The sequence below is a fragment of the Thiomicrorhabdus sp. zzn3 genome (assembly GCF_029767755.1).
Classification (GTDB): domain Bacteria; phylum Pseudomonadota; class Gammaproteobacteria; order Thiomicrospirales; family Thiomicrospiraceae; genus Thiomicrorhabdus.
In genome coordinates, this window is record NZ_JARUQS010000001.1 from 1,257,646 (window position 1) to 1,272,979 (window position 15,334).

The window sequence follows — 15,334 nt, forward strand, 5'->3', positions numbered from 1 at the left end:
CGCGAGTTCGCAAACTTCCGCGCACAAGCCTAGCGCCATAGAACGGTTTAGCAGGGTGCCTTTTTTCTGGTTACTCTTTTTGGGCACGCAAAAAGAGCAACAAGGGCATTGAACAAATCTCCGAGTTTAAAACAAATATTAATAATGTCCTTAGGATCAACAGACCTGTTCAGTTTAAATTGATCAAGACTGCAAACTAGAACAGTCCGGTAATCACTCCTTCGTCGGAAATATCAATTTTCTCTGCCGTCGGCACTTTCGGCAGTCCCGGCATGGTCATCATATTGCCGGCAATGGCGACGATGAACCCGGCTCCATTTTCCAATTTAACATCGCTGATCTCGACCACATGCCCGCTTGGCGCACCACGTAACGTGGGATCGGTTGAAAATGACATCTGCGTCTTCGCCATGCAGATCGGCAAATCGCCGTAATGTTCTTGAAGACGGTCGATCTCTTTTTTCACCTTGGCACTGGCGACAATTTCCTTGGCGCCATACAACTTGGTGGCAATGGTTTCGATTTTGTTCCAGATCGGCAGTTCGCTGTCGTAGAGATACTCGAAATCCGCTTCGCGGTTATCAGCGATTTCCAGTACCGCCTGCGCCAGCTCCTCAGCTCCGGCACCGCCTTCGGCCCAGTGTTTGGAAACCACACACTGAACCCCCAACTCGGCACACTTGTCCATTAACAACTGGGTTTCATCATCGGAATCGTAGGTAAAATGATTGATACACACCACGGCCGGCAAGCCGTAATTCACGGTGACATTATAAATATGACGTTCCAGGTTGGCGAAACCGGCTTCCAAGGCGGCGAGATTTTCCTGGTTCAAATGATCACGCTCAACACCACCATGGTATTTCAACGCGCGTACCGTCGCCACCAACACGACCGCGGAGGGTTTCAGCTTGGCAGAGCGGCATTTGATATTGAGAAATTTCTCAGCGCCCAGGTCGGCGCCAAAGCCAGCTTCGGTCACCGCATAGTCGGCCAGTTTCAATGCCGTTTTAGTGGCGGTCACCGAATTGCAACCATGGGCAATGTTGGCGAATGGGCCACCGTGCACAATCGCCAGATTATTTTCCAACGTCTGCACAATATTCGGTTTAATCGCATCTTTCAACAAAGCGGCCATCGCCCCGTGCGCCTTCAGATCACTGGCATAAACCGGGGTCACACCATCGTTTTTGTAACCAATAATAATGCGGCCCAAACGCTCCTTAAGATCAGCACGGTTGGTCGCCAGGCAGAGAATCGCCATGACTTCTGAGGCGACCACAATATCAAAGCCATCTTCACGTAGAAAACCGTTGATCACACCGCCCTGACCGACGGTAATCTGACGCAACGCGCGATCATTCATATCCACCACACGCTTCCATTTGATACGTCGCGCATCAATGTCCAACGCGTTGCCTTGATGAATGTGGTTATCGATCATCGCGGCCAACAGATTGTGCGCCACACCGATGGCGTGGAAATCTCCGGTAAAGTGCAGATTGATGTCCTCCATCGGCACCACCTGGGAATAACCGCCCCCGGCCGCCCCGCCTTTCATACCGAAACACGGTCCCAGAGAAGGTTCACGCAGGCAGATCAGGGTCTTTTTGCCCAGCCGGTTCAAAGCGTCACCCAGGCCAACGGTAGTGGTGGTTTTCCCCTCTCCGGCCGGGGTCGGGCTGATCGCAGTCACCAGAATCAATTTGCCCTCTTCCTTTTTATGCGACAGGTTGTCGACGTATTCCAAGGAGAGCTTGGCTTTATAGTGGCCGTATGGATCCAGGTGTTCAGCAGGAATGCCAAACGCTTCATTCGCCAATTCAATAATCGGTTTCATTTTGGCGTTTTGTGCAATTTCAATATCCGACATAGGTTGTCCTCGATTGCTGTTACCTCAGCCCCCCGAAGCCGAGCGATGGTTAACATTTTGAAACCTCAGTTTCAAACTTTAAATGGTTTTAAGTGGCAAACTTTATAAAAGTTCAATCCAGTGTTTAACCGGCGTTTTTGTGCCTTTTTGCAGATGCATCAAACAGCCGATATTGGCGGTGACAATGACGCTGGGTTCGTGTTCATGCAGATTCTGTAACTTGTTGTCACGCAGCTGTTCGGAAAGCGACTTCTGAAAAATGGAATAGGTTCCCGCCGAACCGCAGCATAGGTGAGCGTCTTTCACCGGGCTGACTTCAAACCCCAAGGATTTGAGTGTGGTTTCCACCAGGCCTGCCAGTTTTTGCCCGTGCTGCAAGGTACACGGCGACTGAAAGACGATCTTCTGATGTTTACGGCGCTGCAATGGGGTTAAATCCTGTTTCAGCAGGTACTCGGAAATATCCTGAGTATGCGCAACAATCCGCCGGGCTTTTTCGGCATACTCGGCGTCGTCTTTCAACAGGTGCGCGTAATCCTTAATCATCACCCCACAGCCACTGGCATTAGAAATGATCGCTTCCACGCCGTGATCAAGCTCAGCGCACCAAGCGTCAATATTTCTTTTCACCTGCTTCAGCGCATCCTGACTGCCGGATAAGTGATGATCAATCGCCCCGCAACATTGGGATTGAGGGGTTTCAATAACCCCAATACCGAGCTTGTGCAATACATTCCGTGTCGCCAGATTAATGTTTGGCGCCAAAGCTGGCTGCACACAACCGCTGACCAGCAACACCTGCTTTTGAAATGGCTGTTTACTCGCTGCTTCGACCAATTTCTTCAATTGAGCATTTTCTAAAGAGTGTTTGGCAAACGGCCACAGCGCGGTCAAGGCATTAAACAACCACGGAGTGCCTAAAGTTTTGCGCAACGACCAACGAAACAGACGCTGATGCCAAGGACGCGGACTCTTTTCTTCGATCAAATCCCGTCCAATATCCAATAAATGCCCATACTCCACCCCCGATGGACAAGTGGTTTCACAGGAACGACAGGTCAAACAGCGATCCAGATGGATCAGAGAGTTTTCGGATACAGCATTACCTTCCAGTGCATTTTTAATCAAATAAATGCGTCCGCGCGGTGAATCCAGTTCATCTCCTAAAATCCCATAAGTCGGACAAGCCGACAGACAGAAACCGCAATGCACACAGGAGCGCAGAATTTTATCGGCAGTTTGCCCCTGTGGGGTATTGAGTAAATCAACGGGAATATGAGTTTGCATGGTAAAAAATAAAACTATAGATCTTTAAAGACGTTGTGCGGATCAAACACCCGTTTTAACCCGCTCTTGATTCTGGAAATCGCCGGCGTATCGTTATGACGGGCGGCAAAATAGCTCTGCCACAAGGTGGAGTATGGCGCCGGAGGCTCATCACTCACCACCCAACGACGCTGACCACACATCCCCACTGCAATGGTGTTTGGAATCGACGGATGCGGCCCTTCGGTATCCACGCGCCAAAGCTTTTGATTATGCCCCAGTTTAGGCTGGAACGGATTCAAAGTCAGCCAAACACTGTTATCGCAGGGCGTGGCATCATACTGTTTAGGATGCTCTCCAAAAACCCGATAATAAAAACGTCCCTCAAAGTAGGCGCAGCCGGACAGAGGCAAGGTCGTCCCCGCCATCTTGTTCATCAGCACAATCGCCTCGTCTTCTGACATCTCTTTATAGTAGGTGACCTCATCCACCAGCGGAATGACGCGCAGGCTCAGCTCGGTCACCACCGCCATTGAACCTTTGGAACCGGCCATCATGCGCGATACATCATAACCGGCAACGTTTTTGATCATCTGGCCACCAAAGGTCAGTTCCTGTCCGCGTCCATCCACCATTTTAGTGCCGAGCACAAAATCGCGCAGCACCCCACGGAATGGACGAGAAGGCCCTGTCAATGCACAGGCGTAAGTGCCACCGATGGTTGAATCACCGTAATCCGGCGGCTCAAAACCCAGCATTTGATTGTGCTCGGCCAAGGCCGCTTTCAGGTCGGTGAGCTTGGTTCCAGACTTGACCGTCACCACCAATTCCGAAGGTTCGTAGGCGACAATCCCGCTGTTTTCCTGCATGCAGATCAATTCCGCCTCCGCCTCTACGGGCACTTTACTGCGGCTGCCTGCCACCTGCAGGGTACGCTTTTCGGAAATAGCTTGCTTGATCTGTTCGGACACCTGTTGCGTGAAAGGGGTACTCATTAGAAACGCTCCAGTTCCGGGAAAGGAAGTTGATTATTGTGGACATGCATCTGACCGACTTCAGCACAACGATGCAACGTCGGTACGGCTTTCCCCGGATTCATCAGACCACTGTCGTCAAACACGGCTTTGATCGCATGGAAAATCTCCAGCTCCGGCGTCGCAAACTGATGACACATTGAATCCAGTTTTTCAACCCCTACACCGTGTTCTCCGGTAATGGTTCCTCCCACTTCCAGACACAGTTTCAGAATTTCCGCACCGAATTTTTCCGTCTCTTCCAGTTCGCCCGGCTTGTTTGCATCATACAGAATCAACGGATGCAAATTACCGTCTCCGGCATGGAATACATTCGCCACCTTCAAGCTGTATTTCTGAGACAGCTTTTCAATTTCTTCCAATACGTAAGCCAGACGCTTTCGCGGAATGGTGCCGTCCATACAATAATAATCAGGTGAATAGCGTCCTACCGCCGGAAAGGCATTCTTACGCCCCTGCCACAAAGCAATACGCTCGGCTTCGTTTTGCGACACGGTAATCGAGGTCGCACCGCTGTTCTTTAAAATATCGGTAATGCGCTGAGTATCGACTTTGACCTGATCGAAACTGCCGTCCACCTCGCAGAGTAGCAAGGCCTCGGCTTCCAGCGGATAACCGACCTGCGCATACTCTTCGGCCGCCTTGATGGAAAAATGGTCCATCATCTCCAGGCCGGCAGGAATAATCCCCTCTTCCAACACGTGCGTCACGGCATCCGCACAGGCCGTCACCGAATCAAACCCGGCCATCACCAGCTGAGCGGTATCCGGTTTCGGCAACAGCTTGACCTTCACTTCAACGATCACGCCCAACAGGCCTTCTGAGCCATTGAGCAGCGCCAACAGGTCCACACCATCGTCTTTCTCGTCGAGGATCAGCATTTCGCCGTCCATATTGACCACGGTAATGGATAGCACATTATGGACGGTTAAACCGTATTTAAGACAGTGAACGCCGCCGGAATTCTCCGCGACATTGCCGCCAATCGAACAGGCCACCTGAGAAGAAGGGTCCGGTGCATAGTAAAGTCCGTAAGGCTCAACCGCCTGGGTCACAGAAATATTGCGCACCCCCGGCTGAAGAATCGCGGTACGTGCCAAGGGATCAATATCCAGAATTTGATTCATTTTAGAAAGGCCAAGAACAATGCCATCTTTCAACGGCAAAGCCCCCCCGGCCAAGCCGGTGCCAGAACCGCGCGTGATCACCGGAACCTTATGTTGCTTACAAATACGCAATGCCGCCCTGACTTCTTCGACATTGGCCGGCAATACAACGGCCAATGGTTTTTCCCGATAAGCGGAAAGCCCATCGCATTCATATGGTGTACACTGCTCTGTGTCGGCGATCACACTGCCTTCTGTAAAGGCTTCGATCAGTTCTTGTATAACAATCATGGTTGAGATTATAATTGATTTAAATCAAGTTTCATCTAATTTTTTTATAACCCTACATAAATAGTAGGAATTAAATTTAAAGGGCATATTATGCAATCATTCAACCCTCCAATTCGCACCTTGATGGGTCCCGGCCCATCTGATGTTCACCCTCGCATTCTGTCTGCAATGGCGCGCCCAACGATTGGCCACCTGGATCCAGAATTCGTCGGCATGATGGATGAAGTGAAATCCTTGCTGAAATATGCCTTCCAAACTGAAAACGAAATGACCATGCCGGTTTCCGCTCCAGGTTCAGCGGGAATGGAGACCTGTTTTGCCAATCTGGTCGAACCAGGTGATAAGGTTATTGTGTGCATCAACGGTGTCTTTGGCACCCGTATGAAAGAGAACGTTGAGCGCACCGGCGGTATCTGCATTGAAGTACACGACGACTGGGGAAGCGCGGTTTCTCCTGACAAAGTGGAAGCCGCTTTAAACGAACACTCAGACGCTAAAATCGTTGCTTTCGTACATGCAGAAACCTCTACCGGCGCCTGCTCTGACGTCAAGGCGATCTGTGACATCGCACACAAATACGACTGCTTAACGATTGTTGATGCCGTGACCTCTCTGGGTGGCGTTGAACTGCGCGTTGACGACTGGGGGGTGGATGCGATCTACTCAGGTACCCAAAAATGTCTTTCTTGTACCCCTGGCCTGTCTCCAGTGAGCTTCAACGAACGCGCTTTGGATAAAGTTCGCAACCGCAAGACCAAAGTGCAAAGCTGGTTCCTGGATCTGAACTTGGTGATGGGCTATTGGGGAGAAGGAGCCAAACGCGCTTACCACCATACCGCGCCGATCAACGCACTGTATGCGTTGCATGAATCATTGGTCATGTTGAAAGAAGAAGGGCTAGAAAACTCTTGGGCGCGCCACGCCGCCATGCATGAAAAGCTGAAAGCCGGCCTTGCCGAAATGGGCATTGAATTTGTTGTTGATGAAGCGGTTCGCTTGCCTCAACTGAACTCAGTCTGGATTCCGGAAGGCTTTAACGATGCTGAAGTGCGTGCCGAACTGTTGAACACTTACAACTTGGAAATCGGTGCCGGGCTGGGCGATTTCGCCGGAAAAGTATGGCGTATTGGTCTAATGGGCTTCTCCGCCAAGGAAGAGAACGTTCTCTTCTGCCTATCTGCCCTTAAAAAGGTGTTGGGTAAATAAGCCTTCACCGCCCTTCTCATCAGGCCTGTTGAGTCTTGAATCCAACAGGCCTGATGAGAAACAGCCTAAACAGGCAATAAAAAAGCCGCTATTGAAAGGATTCAATAGCGGCTTTTTTATTGACAGCTAAGAGCCAGCCGTTTGGTGCTTACTGCTCTTTTAGCGTACCGTAGACCACCAAATTGTGGCCGGACACATCGTAACCGTTTTCCTTGGCAATCTCTTTAATGCGTTCTTCAATAATTGGATCCACAAACTCTTTCACTTTGCCACTTTTCAGACACACCAAATGATCGTGATTATCCCCGGTATCCAGTTCAAAGATTGAGATGTTATTTTCAAAATTGAGGCGACGCACAATGCCTGCCTGTTCAAACTGAGTCAGCACGCGGTAAACGGTCGCCAAACCGACTTCTTCACCCTGCTCCAACAGAATTTTATAGACATCTTCTGCCGTTAAATGGTGATCTTCCCCTGCGCCTTCCAGGATCTCCAAAATTTTCAATCTTGGCAAGGTGACTTTCAAACCTACCTTTTTCAGTTCCGCTCCGCTCATTTAAACCTCGATACTTAACTCATTCTTGTTATATTATTGGTCAGACGCATCCACATCTCGGAATAGAGTGTATAATAAACTATTTTAACGCCAACTAGAATATTAATGAAAATGATTCCAACCTGTAACTCGGCGACCCCATTCATTCAATCCCTCAAACAGCTTGGCAAAAGCTTTAAACATCCGATTTTGGCAATCGGTTTCAGTGCAGCCATACTCAGTGGCTGCTCTTGGCTGGAACCTTATAAAGCGACTTTAACGCAGGGAACCATTATTCCACCGGAGTCAATCGAGCTGTTGCAGGAAGGCCTGACGAAAGATCAGGCACGTCAACTGTTTGGACCGCCACTTGGCGAAGACCCATTCAATCCAAACCACTGGGATTACGCTTTTTATACAACCGACGATAGCTTCCATCCGAATGCCATCAAACGCCTGTCGATCACTTTCGACAAGGACAATATGATTAAATCCTGGACCATCTCGGACAAGCCGATCGAAATTCAGCGCGACTAAAAGAGCCATCCCCTCGGCCGAACTGAATATAAGACGCTAGATTCGGCGGAGAACATATCGATCACGCACAACATTCAAGATTTTACGCTACGGCGCTCGTTCTCGACCTGCTTACGGCGCCGCTCTCGTGGATCGGCTTTCAGCGGCCGATAAATCTCAATACGATCCCCTTCTCTAAGCTCCGTCTCTTTAGAGACCGGTTTGCCAAAAATACCCACTTTATCGGTATTGATGTCGGGCATCTCCTTAAGCAACTTGCATTGCTGCAAGGCCTGTTCTACGGTACACCCTTCTTCCACCTCTTCTGTGTAGAGGAACTGTTCTTCCGGCAAGGCATAAGCCACTTCAATTCGCATACATGATTCCTTTACAGAGAGCTTTGCATGAGTGGGACGCGAAGAAAAAATGTGACAAAATTTGGCTGCTTGAGGCGAACAATGCAGCTAATAGCTGGCTATTAGCAAGTTTTTTAACAAGAAGCAGGCGAATTTTAGCCATTTTTACTCGTGTATTCATCTCGTACAAAGCTCTCTTACTAATAAACCTGCTTCGCGCGTTCGCAAAAAGCGTCCACCAAGGTATTGGCGATCTGTTCAAAAATCGGACCGATTGCGGCATTCAACAATCCGCTGCTGACCTCAAACTCGACTTCAAACAGAATCTTGCAAGCATCCACATCCAAAGGTTTAAATTGCCATTCACCACGTAGAGATTTAAATGGTCCGTCAACCAAGTGCATCTCAATACGCTGACCGGGCACCAAATGATTCCGGGTTTCGAATGTCTGAGAAATACCGGCTTTGGCAATGGTCACCTTCGCCTGCATTTCCAGATCGGTTTGCGACACCACTTCGGCTCCACCGCACCATGGCAAAAACTCTGGGTAAGCGGCGACATCATTGACCAAGTCATACACCTTTTGTGCAGAATAAGGCAATAGTGCGCTGCGACTGATTTTTTTGATACTCATTAACTCGTAAACTCCAACTCGCGAATTGAGAGCGCCTCGATGTACCCCAGGTTGAATTCCGCGAGGCGCCCTTGAGTCTATTTCTAATTTGTCGAGCATTATACCAGAGGCTTAGGTCGGCTCATGGTATCCCGTTCCACGAATGCTATAATGCGAAGAGACCGCATTACTCAGCGTGGATGATGAGCAAGGGAGAAGCGCAATGAATCGTATGGCTAAATACTCGGCAACGGCCTGTTTCTTAAGTCTGTTTGGCAGCGTACACGCTGGCGACTATCGCGAGATCGAACACCCCCCAAGCGGCACGAGTAAACTGATCAAAGACAGTTACGTGGTTGAGTACAGCGCCGACGACTTTACCGACAAAATAGAAGAAGCCAAAGTGCTGTTTATTCCCCAGGATTTTCGCAGCCAAGCCGCCTTTTTTCTGCGCTGCCGTCCCTACTACACCAATTTCAGCGTGCAGTTTCTGGAACGGGAAGACGCCTTAAAAAACAGGGACGGCTCGCTCACCAACGAATCGGCCAAATTCGCTAAACACGGTTATGTCTATAACACCAAGCACGATCTCAAGCTCATTAGCAGCGGCAACAGCGCCACCATTGACGCCGATGTCGGAGGACAGACTAACCACCTTACCCAGCTCTTCAAAACCGATGTGGAAAAAACACCAGGCCTGCTGGGAATGAGCTTTCACTTTACCTTCAACTACACGGAAATGCCCGATTTCCGATCGGCCTCCAACACCTCTGCGGCCATAACCACTTTTAACATTCTGACACAGGCCATCCAAAGCGGCGAGACACTGACCCTACAACTGGACGGCCGCCGAGGCCCCGATCGCACCTTTATTCTGGATACCCAAAGAATGCGCAGCGCCGTTCCACAGGAAGTGCTTGAATTCTGTCTGCTGAATCGCCAGTTAATTGATGACTGATTTACCCGAGCGCAATCACCGGAGCGTTTAAGAATTCTGGTATAATGCGGCGTTTACTAATCCATTGATAACAGGTCGTCAGATCGTTTATGGCCAAGAAAAAGACTAAAAAGGACACCTCCAATCAAATCGCGCAAAACAAAAAAGCGCGCCACGATTATTTTATTGAAGAAGTCCACGAAGCGGGCTTGTCCCTGCAAGGCTGGGAAATTAAAAGCATCCGCGCCGGCAAGGTGAATATCAAAGAGAGCTATATCCTACTCAAAGATAATGAAGCTTGGTTGTTTGGTGCCCAGATTACGCCTTTAATTACCGCATCAAGCCATAGCGAACACGACCCGCTTCGCCTGCGCAAACTGCTTCTGCACCGCCGTGAACTGGATCGTTTGATGGGACAGGTAGATCGCGGAGGTTACACCATCGTCCCGCTGGACATGCACTGGAGCAAAAACGGTAAAGTGAAATGCGACATCGGTCTGGCCAAAGGTAAAAAGCAGCACGACAAACGCGCCACCGAAAAAGAACGCGAATGGAATCGTGACAAGCAGCGTATTCTGAAAATGGCGCGTTAAATTTTGTCAGATTCAAATTTGTTAGATTGAAACTTGAAAAACAATTTGGCAAACCCTATATAATACTCAGCCGATGATCGGAATTGAAAAAACGCTCATCGCGCTAAACGCTCTTTGACAATTTGGAAACCTTTTTATTCTAAATAAAGGTTTCTCACGACTTGAAACCATCACGGCCGTTAATATTGAACAGGCCTGATGTTCGTTTCGAGTCACGTCAATCGACACATACCCGATTCGGGGGTGTACTGGTTTCGACGGGGAGACTGAAGTTTAAAATGCATGTCGTGCCTGAGCGATGCACGTAAATCTTAGTTCATTTAGTTATAGTTGCAAACGACGATAACTACGCTCTAGCGGCTTAATCCCGCTGGTGCAGCACAGGCCCGTTGCCTATGGCCCCTGCCGCTGTATCGACTTACATAGGATCGTATTGAGTACGTGTTTGGGTGCTTGATATTAAACTTTACAAACTCGTCGGTTGTGATCCCTGCTGGTCGGGCAGCAATCGGTTAAATCAATAGACCAAATAAACATGTAGAGTTTTAGATGGATGCTTTCCGGACGGCGGTTCGATTCCGCCCACCTCCACCAAATTAGCCGATTAAACGCACACTATCTTCTGTATTTCAGATCATAGTGAACGCTTTAATTTACCCTCATAAATCAGACTGTTTTTCTAACATAAAAAAAGCGATCCGAGCGCAACCCGAACCGCTTAAAATCATGCTCGAAAAATCGCTTGGTATTGTTTTATTCAATGCAACTGAAACGGCAGACGTTGACACTGATGTATTCTTCATAAGCCGTGCCGGACTGAACCCAGTTTTTCACTTTATTGCTGATCGCTTGCGGCAACATTTTTTCTTTGAGGTGCAGGTTAAAGCCATACTTAAAACGTGGGCTTTCAGGGCCTTCCGCAACCAATTTGCCATTCTCGCAAAACAGTTTTAATTTTGCCTCTTGGCCTGGCATGGAAACAAAGGCGTTTTCGTCATTTTCATTGATGAGATCCATCAAAGACTGATTAAAAAACATCTTGCTCAGCGGGTTGTACTGATAATACTCTTGCAGCATTTCTTCTGCCTGCTCAAGCAAATGGGCTTTGAGCGCATCTACACTATCGAATTGGTCGTCACCCAATTCATAAATCACATACGCTTCATCGGGTTTACCAAGCGTCAAAGCCTTATCTTGAAAAACAACCAACGCGGCATCGTCTTCCAAGATGGCCTGATAATCGTCGTTTGACAGCTCGTTTAATGCTTGTTTATAGGTTTCAACATTCATTTATGTGCGCTCCTAATTTTCAGTGTGCTTATAGTAGCCGATTCTGAAAATTGAAATCATAGGTTTCTTTTATACACATCATTACCGTTAGTATTACGATACCTAAACCGCAATAGGACAATGACGTTCTAAAAATAAAAAAATCCCCAGTGGAAAACTCCACCAGGGATTAAAGCAGGCCTGCTCAGTTTTATGAACACGCCTTTGAGACTTACAATGCCAATTAAGTGGTTAAGTTTGCAAACAGGGTCGGCAGTTTTTCCGGCAGACGCATCACATCATCTACAATCGCGTAACGGTTCTGACCGAAAATGTTCTGCACGTACTTGTCGGCATACTGGTCAATGGTCAAACAGTAAGAGTAAATGCCTTTGGATTGCAGCTCTTCGACTGCTTTTTTGGCATCTTGTTTGAGGTATTGACCATCTTTTTCATCAATATCTGCCGGCTCACCATCGGTAATCACCAACAACAATTTCTGTTTACTGGACTGATGTTCCAGATAATGACCGGCATGACGCATGGCTGCCCCCATACGCGTGGACAGTCCGCCCTGCATCCCTGCCAATTTAGCATGTACATCGGCATCAAACGGTTCATCAAACTGTTTGAAGCGTGTGTACTGCACGTCATGACGTCCGTCAGACGAGAAGCCGTGCACTGCAAACTGGTCACCGATACCGTTAATGGCATGCGAGACCAGAATCGCGGCTTCCTGGGTCACCTCAAGAATGGTTTTCTCTTCTCCACCCACAAACTCATTGGTCGATTCTGACAAATCAAGCAGAATCACCACCGATACTTCTCGGGTACGGATCACATTCTTCATGGTAATACGCGGATCCGGCTCTTGCCCCATGCGAATGTCGGTAATCGCTTCCACACAGGCGTTCAGATCCAGTTCGTCACCATCTTCCAGACGTCGAATTCGTTGCAGACCAACCGCCTGAAGCTTATCGACAATCTGTTTGATACGGTGCGCAATCCCTTTATTGGCTTCCAAAATACGATCGTAAATTTCCGGGTCGCCTTTCTTGGCACGATGCTCGTAAAGCGTTACCCAGTTCGGACGGTGCAACTGCACACGGTAATCCCACTCATGGTAGTGGAACGGATCGGAAATCGGTTCCACCCCTTCCATTTCGTTATAGGAAATACCGTTGTCTTCGTACGGGAAGAACTCAGAGCCCAACACCCAAACTTCATCATGGTCAACGTCCACCATTTCGGAGTCGATCTCATTGATCATCTCCATCACCGACACGTATTTACGCACGGTTTCTTTATAACCGCTTCCGCCGCCATCCATTTCGGCCCACTCTTCGGAGGCCCACACCAGACGGTTGTCATCGCGGTAGGCAAAACGCAGACGGCTGATCTCCGTTAACGATTCCCACTTGCTGGTAGCTTGGTTAAGAACGTTGTACAACAAAATCCCTAAATCCCAAGACCACTTTTCATTATCCAGGTTGTCTTCAATCTGGCTATGGAAGCGCTCTGCCACCACTTCCATTTGTGGATCGTCGAGTTCGAACTCTGGATCCATTAGCGCCAGTGCCAATTGCTCCAAGCGCGCGGCCGTGGAACGCGGATCCAACTCACGCTCTTCCATACTCGCACGAATCACTTTCATCCACAGGTTCTTCAATCCAGGGAAGTTCTTAATGGCGTTATATTCAACACGCGCATCCTCAATCAATTCAATAAAGAACATCTGCTGAGGGTTCAACTGTTCCATGGAAATCGCATCTTTGGTGTAAGCAATATGCGAAGCCAGGTGAGCCGCCATGGCACGGTACAAATCCACCCCTTTGATGTCACCCAAATCATTTAGGGCATCCGGAAGGTGCAGGGCCATTTTTTCAAAATAAGGCTTAAAGTCATCATGATCCGCCGCTGCTGGACGAATAAAGAAATCTCTTGCCCAAAACGCACGCAGATAGAAGTTGATCGAACGGTGGTGATCAATAAACAGAGAGCCTTTACGCTGCTGCTGAAAAACTGCCTTGGAATCTTCTGATTCCAGTGCGAAATACTTGAGCTGCGCTTCAAAATTACGCGCATGCGCCTGTGCCCCCCATTGCGCCCAGCGACGCAGACCGGATACCGTCAGCTTAGACATCAAATCGTCAATGATATTCAACATCGGACGCAGACCGCGCGGCGTTTTGGAACCGATCTGATAAATCAGCGCCAAATATTGTCTCAGCAGATCAATGTCTTGCGTTCTTTCAGCGATCAACGGTAAAGAATCCAGCATCAAAGCGACCACTTCACCGGACGTCACCGAGGAAAGCTTCATGATGGTTTCCAGAATATCATCCAGAATTTCATCTTCGACTTTAGAAATCACTTGCGGCACGGCTTCCAGATAACTGATAACTACCTGCTGCCCTTTGCCCAGATAAGCAATCCCCTGCGCATTTTGCAGCCAAGTCTCACGCGTCGCCTCGTTCATGTAATGAGAGGCTTCTTGAATCAGTGAGTCCAGCATCTCCTCAAGCTGAGGTACGCTTTCATACAAGGAAGCTTTTACTTCTTCTAGATCAAAACTCATAGTGCTTTCTCTTATGTTAGGTAATAGTTTGCATTGCCTCCACCCTTTAGAACTGGCCTGTTAGGTTTCGTTTTCAAGGAACAAAACCATGCTGCCAAAAGCGTGTGGTCATCAAGCTATTACTCGAAGAAAGTATCCACTGTAGTCAATAGAGTATCCAGAATGTCATCATCATCTGTCAGTGGAGTGATCAGAGCCATCGTACAGGCTTTCTTAGGATCAACACCTTTATTGATTAGCTGTCCTGCGTAAACCAATAGACGCGTTGAAATCCCTTCATCCAGTCCATGCCCTTTCAGGTTACGAGAGCGTTGCGCGATTTGCACCAGTTTCTCAGCAATACCTTTATCGATTCCGGCTTCTTTGGCAACGATATCCGCTTCTACCGCTTCTTCAGGATAGTCAAACTTGAACCCACCAAAACGTTGTTTAGTCGATTGTTTCAGGTCTTTCATCATTGACTGGTAACCAGGGTTATAAGAGATAACCAACTGGAAGTCAGGGTGCGCTTCAACCAATTCACCTTTCTTATCCAAAGGCAATACGCGACGGTGGTCGGTCAACGGGTGAATCACAACCGTCGTATCTTGGCGGGCTTCAACCACCTCATCCAGGTAACAGATCGCACCGATACGTGCTGCGACCGTCAAAGGACCATCCTGCCAGCGAGTCCCGTTGATGTCGATCAGGTAACGACCAACCAAATCCGATGCCGTCATATCTTCGTTACACGCTACGGTGATTAACGGCTTGCCAAGTTTGTGTGCCATGTACTCAACAAAACGTGATTTACCACACCCTGTTGGCCCTTTAAGCATGATCGGCATGCGTGAAGCGTAGCCCGATTCAAACAGCTCAACTTCATCCGCTACCGGACGGTAAAAAGGTTCTTCTTTAATCAGATATTGTTGTGGATCAAGAGCGTTGATTTCAGACATCAGATTTCTCCATTTTAAAGTCACTTAGAGTTGCCGACTTATCAGTCAAATCAGCAAGTCTAAATTTATTTGTTATATCGAACGGTTCATTTACTAAACGTCACCGATTCGTATATAAAAAAGGCCAACCGGTTTCGGGGCCGGTTGACCGTTTTTACCCGGGCAGGAGGTAAGGGTCTGCCCAAGTAAACGGGCTTATAAACAAGGGAAATTCTCAATTGA

The 15,334-nt window shown here is 48.5% G+C and carries 14 protein-coding genes and 1 other RNA gene; 5 read left to right on the forward strand and 10 right to left on the reverse strand.

Annotated elements, in window-relative coordinates; genetic code table 11:
- Positions 1–196 precede the first annotated feature (196 nt).
- The 4 genes from QCB44_RS05890 to QCB44_RS05905 all read right to left on the reverse strand — a co-directional run bounded on the left by QCB44_RS05890 (position 197) and on the right by QCB44_RS05905 (position 5,570).
- Positions 197–1,873 (reverse strand): formate--tetrahydrofolate ligase, encoded by a 1,677-nt coding sequence (locus QCB44_RS05890; RefSeq protein ID WP_279408562.1) that lies wholly within the window; start codon positions 1,871–1,873, stop codon positions 197–199.
- 102 nt (positions 1,874–1,975) lie between these two features.
- Positions 1,976–3,160: a glycolate oxidase subunit GlcF gene (glcF, locus tag QCB44_RS05895; protein WP_279408563.1), complete on the reverse strand. Its 1,185-nt coding sequence runs from the start codon at positions 3,158–3,160 to the stop codon at positions 1,976–1,978.
- A gap of 14 nt (positions 3,161–3,174) precedes the next feature.
- Entirely contained in the window at positions 3,175–4,134 is a 960-nt protein-coding gene (locus QCB44_RS05900) for an FAD-binding protein (RefSeq protein ID WP_279408565.1), read from the reverse strand.
- Positions 4,134–5,570, reverse strand: a complete 1,437-nt coding sequence (locus QCB44_RS05905; protein WP_279408566.1) for an FAD-linked oxidase C-terminal domain-containing protein — start codon at positions 5,568–5,570, stop codon at positions 4,134–4,136. Before QCB44_RS05905 ends, QCB44_RS05900 begins: the two co-directional genes overlap by 1 nt.
- A 90-nt stretch (positions 5,571–5,660) precedes the next feature.
- On the opposite strand from QCB44_RS05905, the gene QCB44_RS05910 reads away from it, so the two are divergent.
- On the forward strand, positions 5,661–6,776 hold the full coding sequence (locus QCB44_RS05910) for an alanine--glyoxylate aminotransferase family protein (protein ID WP_279408568.1): 1,116 nt from the start codon (positions 5,661–5,663) through the stop codon (positions 6,774–6,776).
- Between the two features lie 148 nt (positions 6,777–6,924).
- On the opposite strand, the gene fur is transcribed toward QCB44_RS05910, so the two are convergent.
- The gene (gene fur / locus QCB44_RS05915) at positions 6,925–7,332 is read right to left on the reverse strand and encodes a ferric iron uptake transcriptional regulator (protein ID WP_279408570.1); all 408 of its coding nucleotides are present in this window, start codon (positions 7,330–7,332) and stop codon (positions 6,925–6,927) included.
- Between the two features lie 105 nt (positions 7,333–7,437).
- On the opposite strand from fur, the gene QCB44_RS05920 reads away from it, so the two are divergent.
- Positions 7,438–7,848, forward strand: a complete 411-nt coding sequence (locus QCB44_RS05920; RefSeq protein WP_279408573.1) for an outer membrane protein assembly factor BamE — start codon at positions 7,438–7,440, stop codon at positions 7,846–7,848.
- A 74-nt stretch (positions 7,849–7,922) separates the two neighbouring features.
- Here QCB44_RS05920 and QCB44_RS05925 read toward each other — a convergent pair whose 3' ends face one another.
- Positions 7,923–8,204: an RnfH family protein gene (locus QCB44_RS05925; RefSeq protein ID WP_279408575.1), complete on the reverse strand. Its 282-nt coding sequence runs from the start codon at positions 8,202–8,204 to the stop codon at positions 7,923–7,925.
- A gap of 179 nt (positions 8,205–8,383) precedes the next feature.
- On the reverse strand, positions 8,384–8,812 hold the full coding sequence (locus QCB44_RS05930; RefSeq protein ID WP_279409195.1) for a type II toxin-antitoxin system RatA family toxin: 429 nt from the start codon (positions 8,810–8,812) through the stop codon (positions 8,384–8,386).
- 208 nt (positions 8,813–9,020) lie between these two features.
- On the opposite strand from QCB44_RS05930, the gene QCB44_RS05935 reads away from it, so the two are divergent.
- The 3 genes from QCB44_RS05935 to ssrA all read left to right on the forward strand — a co-directional run bounded on the left by QCB44_RS05935 (position 9,021) and on the right by ssrA (position 10,921).
- Positions 9,021–9,755 carry a hypothetical protein gene (locus QCB44_RS05935; RefSeq protein ID WP_279408578.1) on the forward strand — a complete coding sequence of 245 codons (735 nt, stop codon included), beginning with the start codon at positions 9,021–9,023 and terminating at the stop codon, positions 9,753–9,755.
- A gap of 89 nt (positions 9,756–9,844) precedes the next feature.
- Positions 9,845–10,327 carry an SsrA-binding protein SmpB gene (gene smpB, locus QCB44_RS05940; protein WP_279408581.1) on the forward strand — a complete coding sequence of 161 codons (483 nt, stop codon included), beginning with the start codon at positions 9,845–9,847 and terminating at the stop codon, positions 10,325–10,327.
- Between the two features lie 239 nt (positions 10,328–10,566).
- Positions 10,567–10,921, forward strand: a transfer-messenger RNA (tmRNA) gene (gene ssrA / locus QCB44_RS05945).
- A 159-nt stretch (positions 10,922–11,080) separates the two neighbouring features.
- On the opposite strand, the gene QCB44_RS05950 is transcribed toward ssrA, so the two are convergent.
- The 3 genes from QCB44_RS05950 to QCB44_RS05960 all read right to left on the reverse strand — a co-directional run bounded on the left by QCB44_RS05950 (position 11,081) and on the right by QCB44_RS05960 (position 15,112).
- Positions 11,081–11,617, reverse strand: a complete 537-nt coding sequence (locus tag QCB44_RS05950; protein ID WP_279408583.1) for a hypothetical protein — start codon at positions 11,615–11,617, stop codon at positions 11,081–11,083.
- A 223-nt stretch (positions 11,618–11,840) separates the two neighbouring features.
- Positions 11,841–14,174: a VWA domain-containing protein gene (locus QCB44_RS05955; protein WP_279408586.1), complete on the reverse strand. Its 2,334-nt coding sequence runs from the start codon at positions 14,172–14,174 to the stop codon at positions 11,841–11,843.
- Positions 14,175–14,293: 119 nt separating this feature from the next.
- On the reverse strand, positions 14,294–15,112 hold the full coding sequence (locus QCB44_RS05960) for a CbbQ/NirQ/NorQ/GpvN family protein (protein ID WP_279408587.1): 819 nt from the start codon (positions 15,110–15,112) through the stop codon (positions 14,294–14,296).
- Positions 15,113–15,334: the final 222 nt, after the last annotated feature.

Bases quoted from the DNA above. Each gene is read 5' to 3' on its own strand.
- QCB44_RS05960 (WP_279408587.1), bottom strand. From the start codon at position 15,112: ATGTCTGAAATCAACGCTCTTGATCCACAACAATATCTGATTAAAGAA.
- smpB (WP_279408581.1), top strand. From the start codon at position 9,845: ATGGCCAAGAAAAAGACTAAAAAGGACACCTCCAATCAAATCGCGCAA.
- QCB44_RS05955 (WP_279408586.1), bottom strand. From the start codon at position 14,174: ATGAGTTTTGATCTAGAAGAAGTAAAAGCTTCCTTGTATGAAAGCGTA.
- QCB44_RS05900 (WP_279408565.1), bottom strand. From the start codon at position 4,134: ATGAGTACCCCTTTCACGCAACAGGTGTCCGAACAGATCAAGCAAGCT.
- QCB44_RS05920 (WP_279408573.1), top strand. From the start codon at position 7,438: ATGAAAATGATTCCAACCTGTAACTCGGCGACCCCATTCATTCAATCC.
- QCB44_RS05950 (WP_279408583.1), bottom strand. From the start codon at position 11,617: ATGAATGTTGAAACCTATAAACAAGCATTAAACGAGCTGTCAAACGAC.
- QCB44_RS05935 (WP_279408578.1), top strand. From the start codon at position 9,021: ATGAATCGTATGGCTAAATACTCGGCAACGGCCTGTTTCTTAAGTCTG.
- fur (WP_279408570.1), bottom strand. From the start codon at position 7,332: ATGAGCGGAGCGGAACTGAAAAAGGTAGGTTTGAAAGTCACCTTGCCA.
- QCB44_RS05910 (WP_279408568.1), top strand. From the start codon at position 5,661: ATGCAATCATTCAACCCTCCAATTCGCACCTTGATGGGTCCCGGCCCA.
- QCB44_RS05890 (WP_279408562.1), bottom strand. From the start codon at position 1,873: ATGTCGGATATTGAAATTGCACAAAACGCCAAAATGAAACCGATTATT.
- QCB44_RS05925 (WP_279408575.1), bottom strand. From the start codon at position 8,204: ATGCGAATTGAAGTGGCTTATGCCTTGCCGGAAGAACAGTTCCTCTAC.
- glcF (WP_279408563.1), bottom strand. From the start codon at position 3,160: ATGCAAACTCATATTCCCGTTGATTTACTCAATACCCCACAGGGGCAA.
- QCB44_RS05905 (WP_279408566.1), bottom strand. From the start codon at position 5,570: ATGATTGTTATACAAGAACTGATCGAAGCCTTTACAGAAGGCAGTGTG.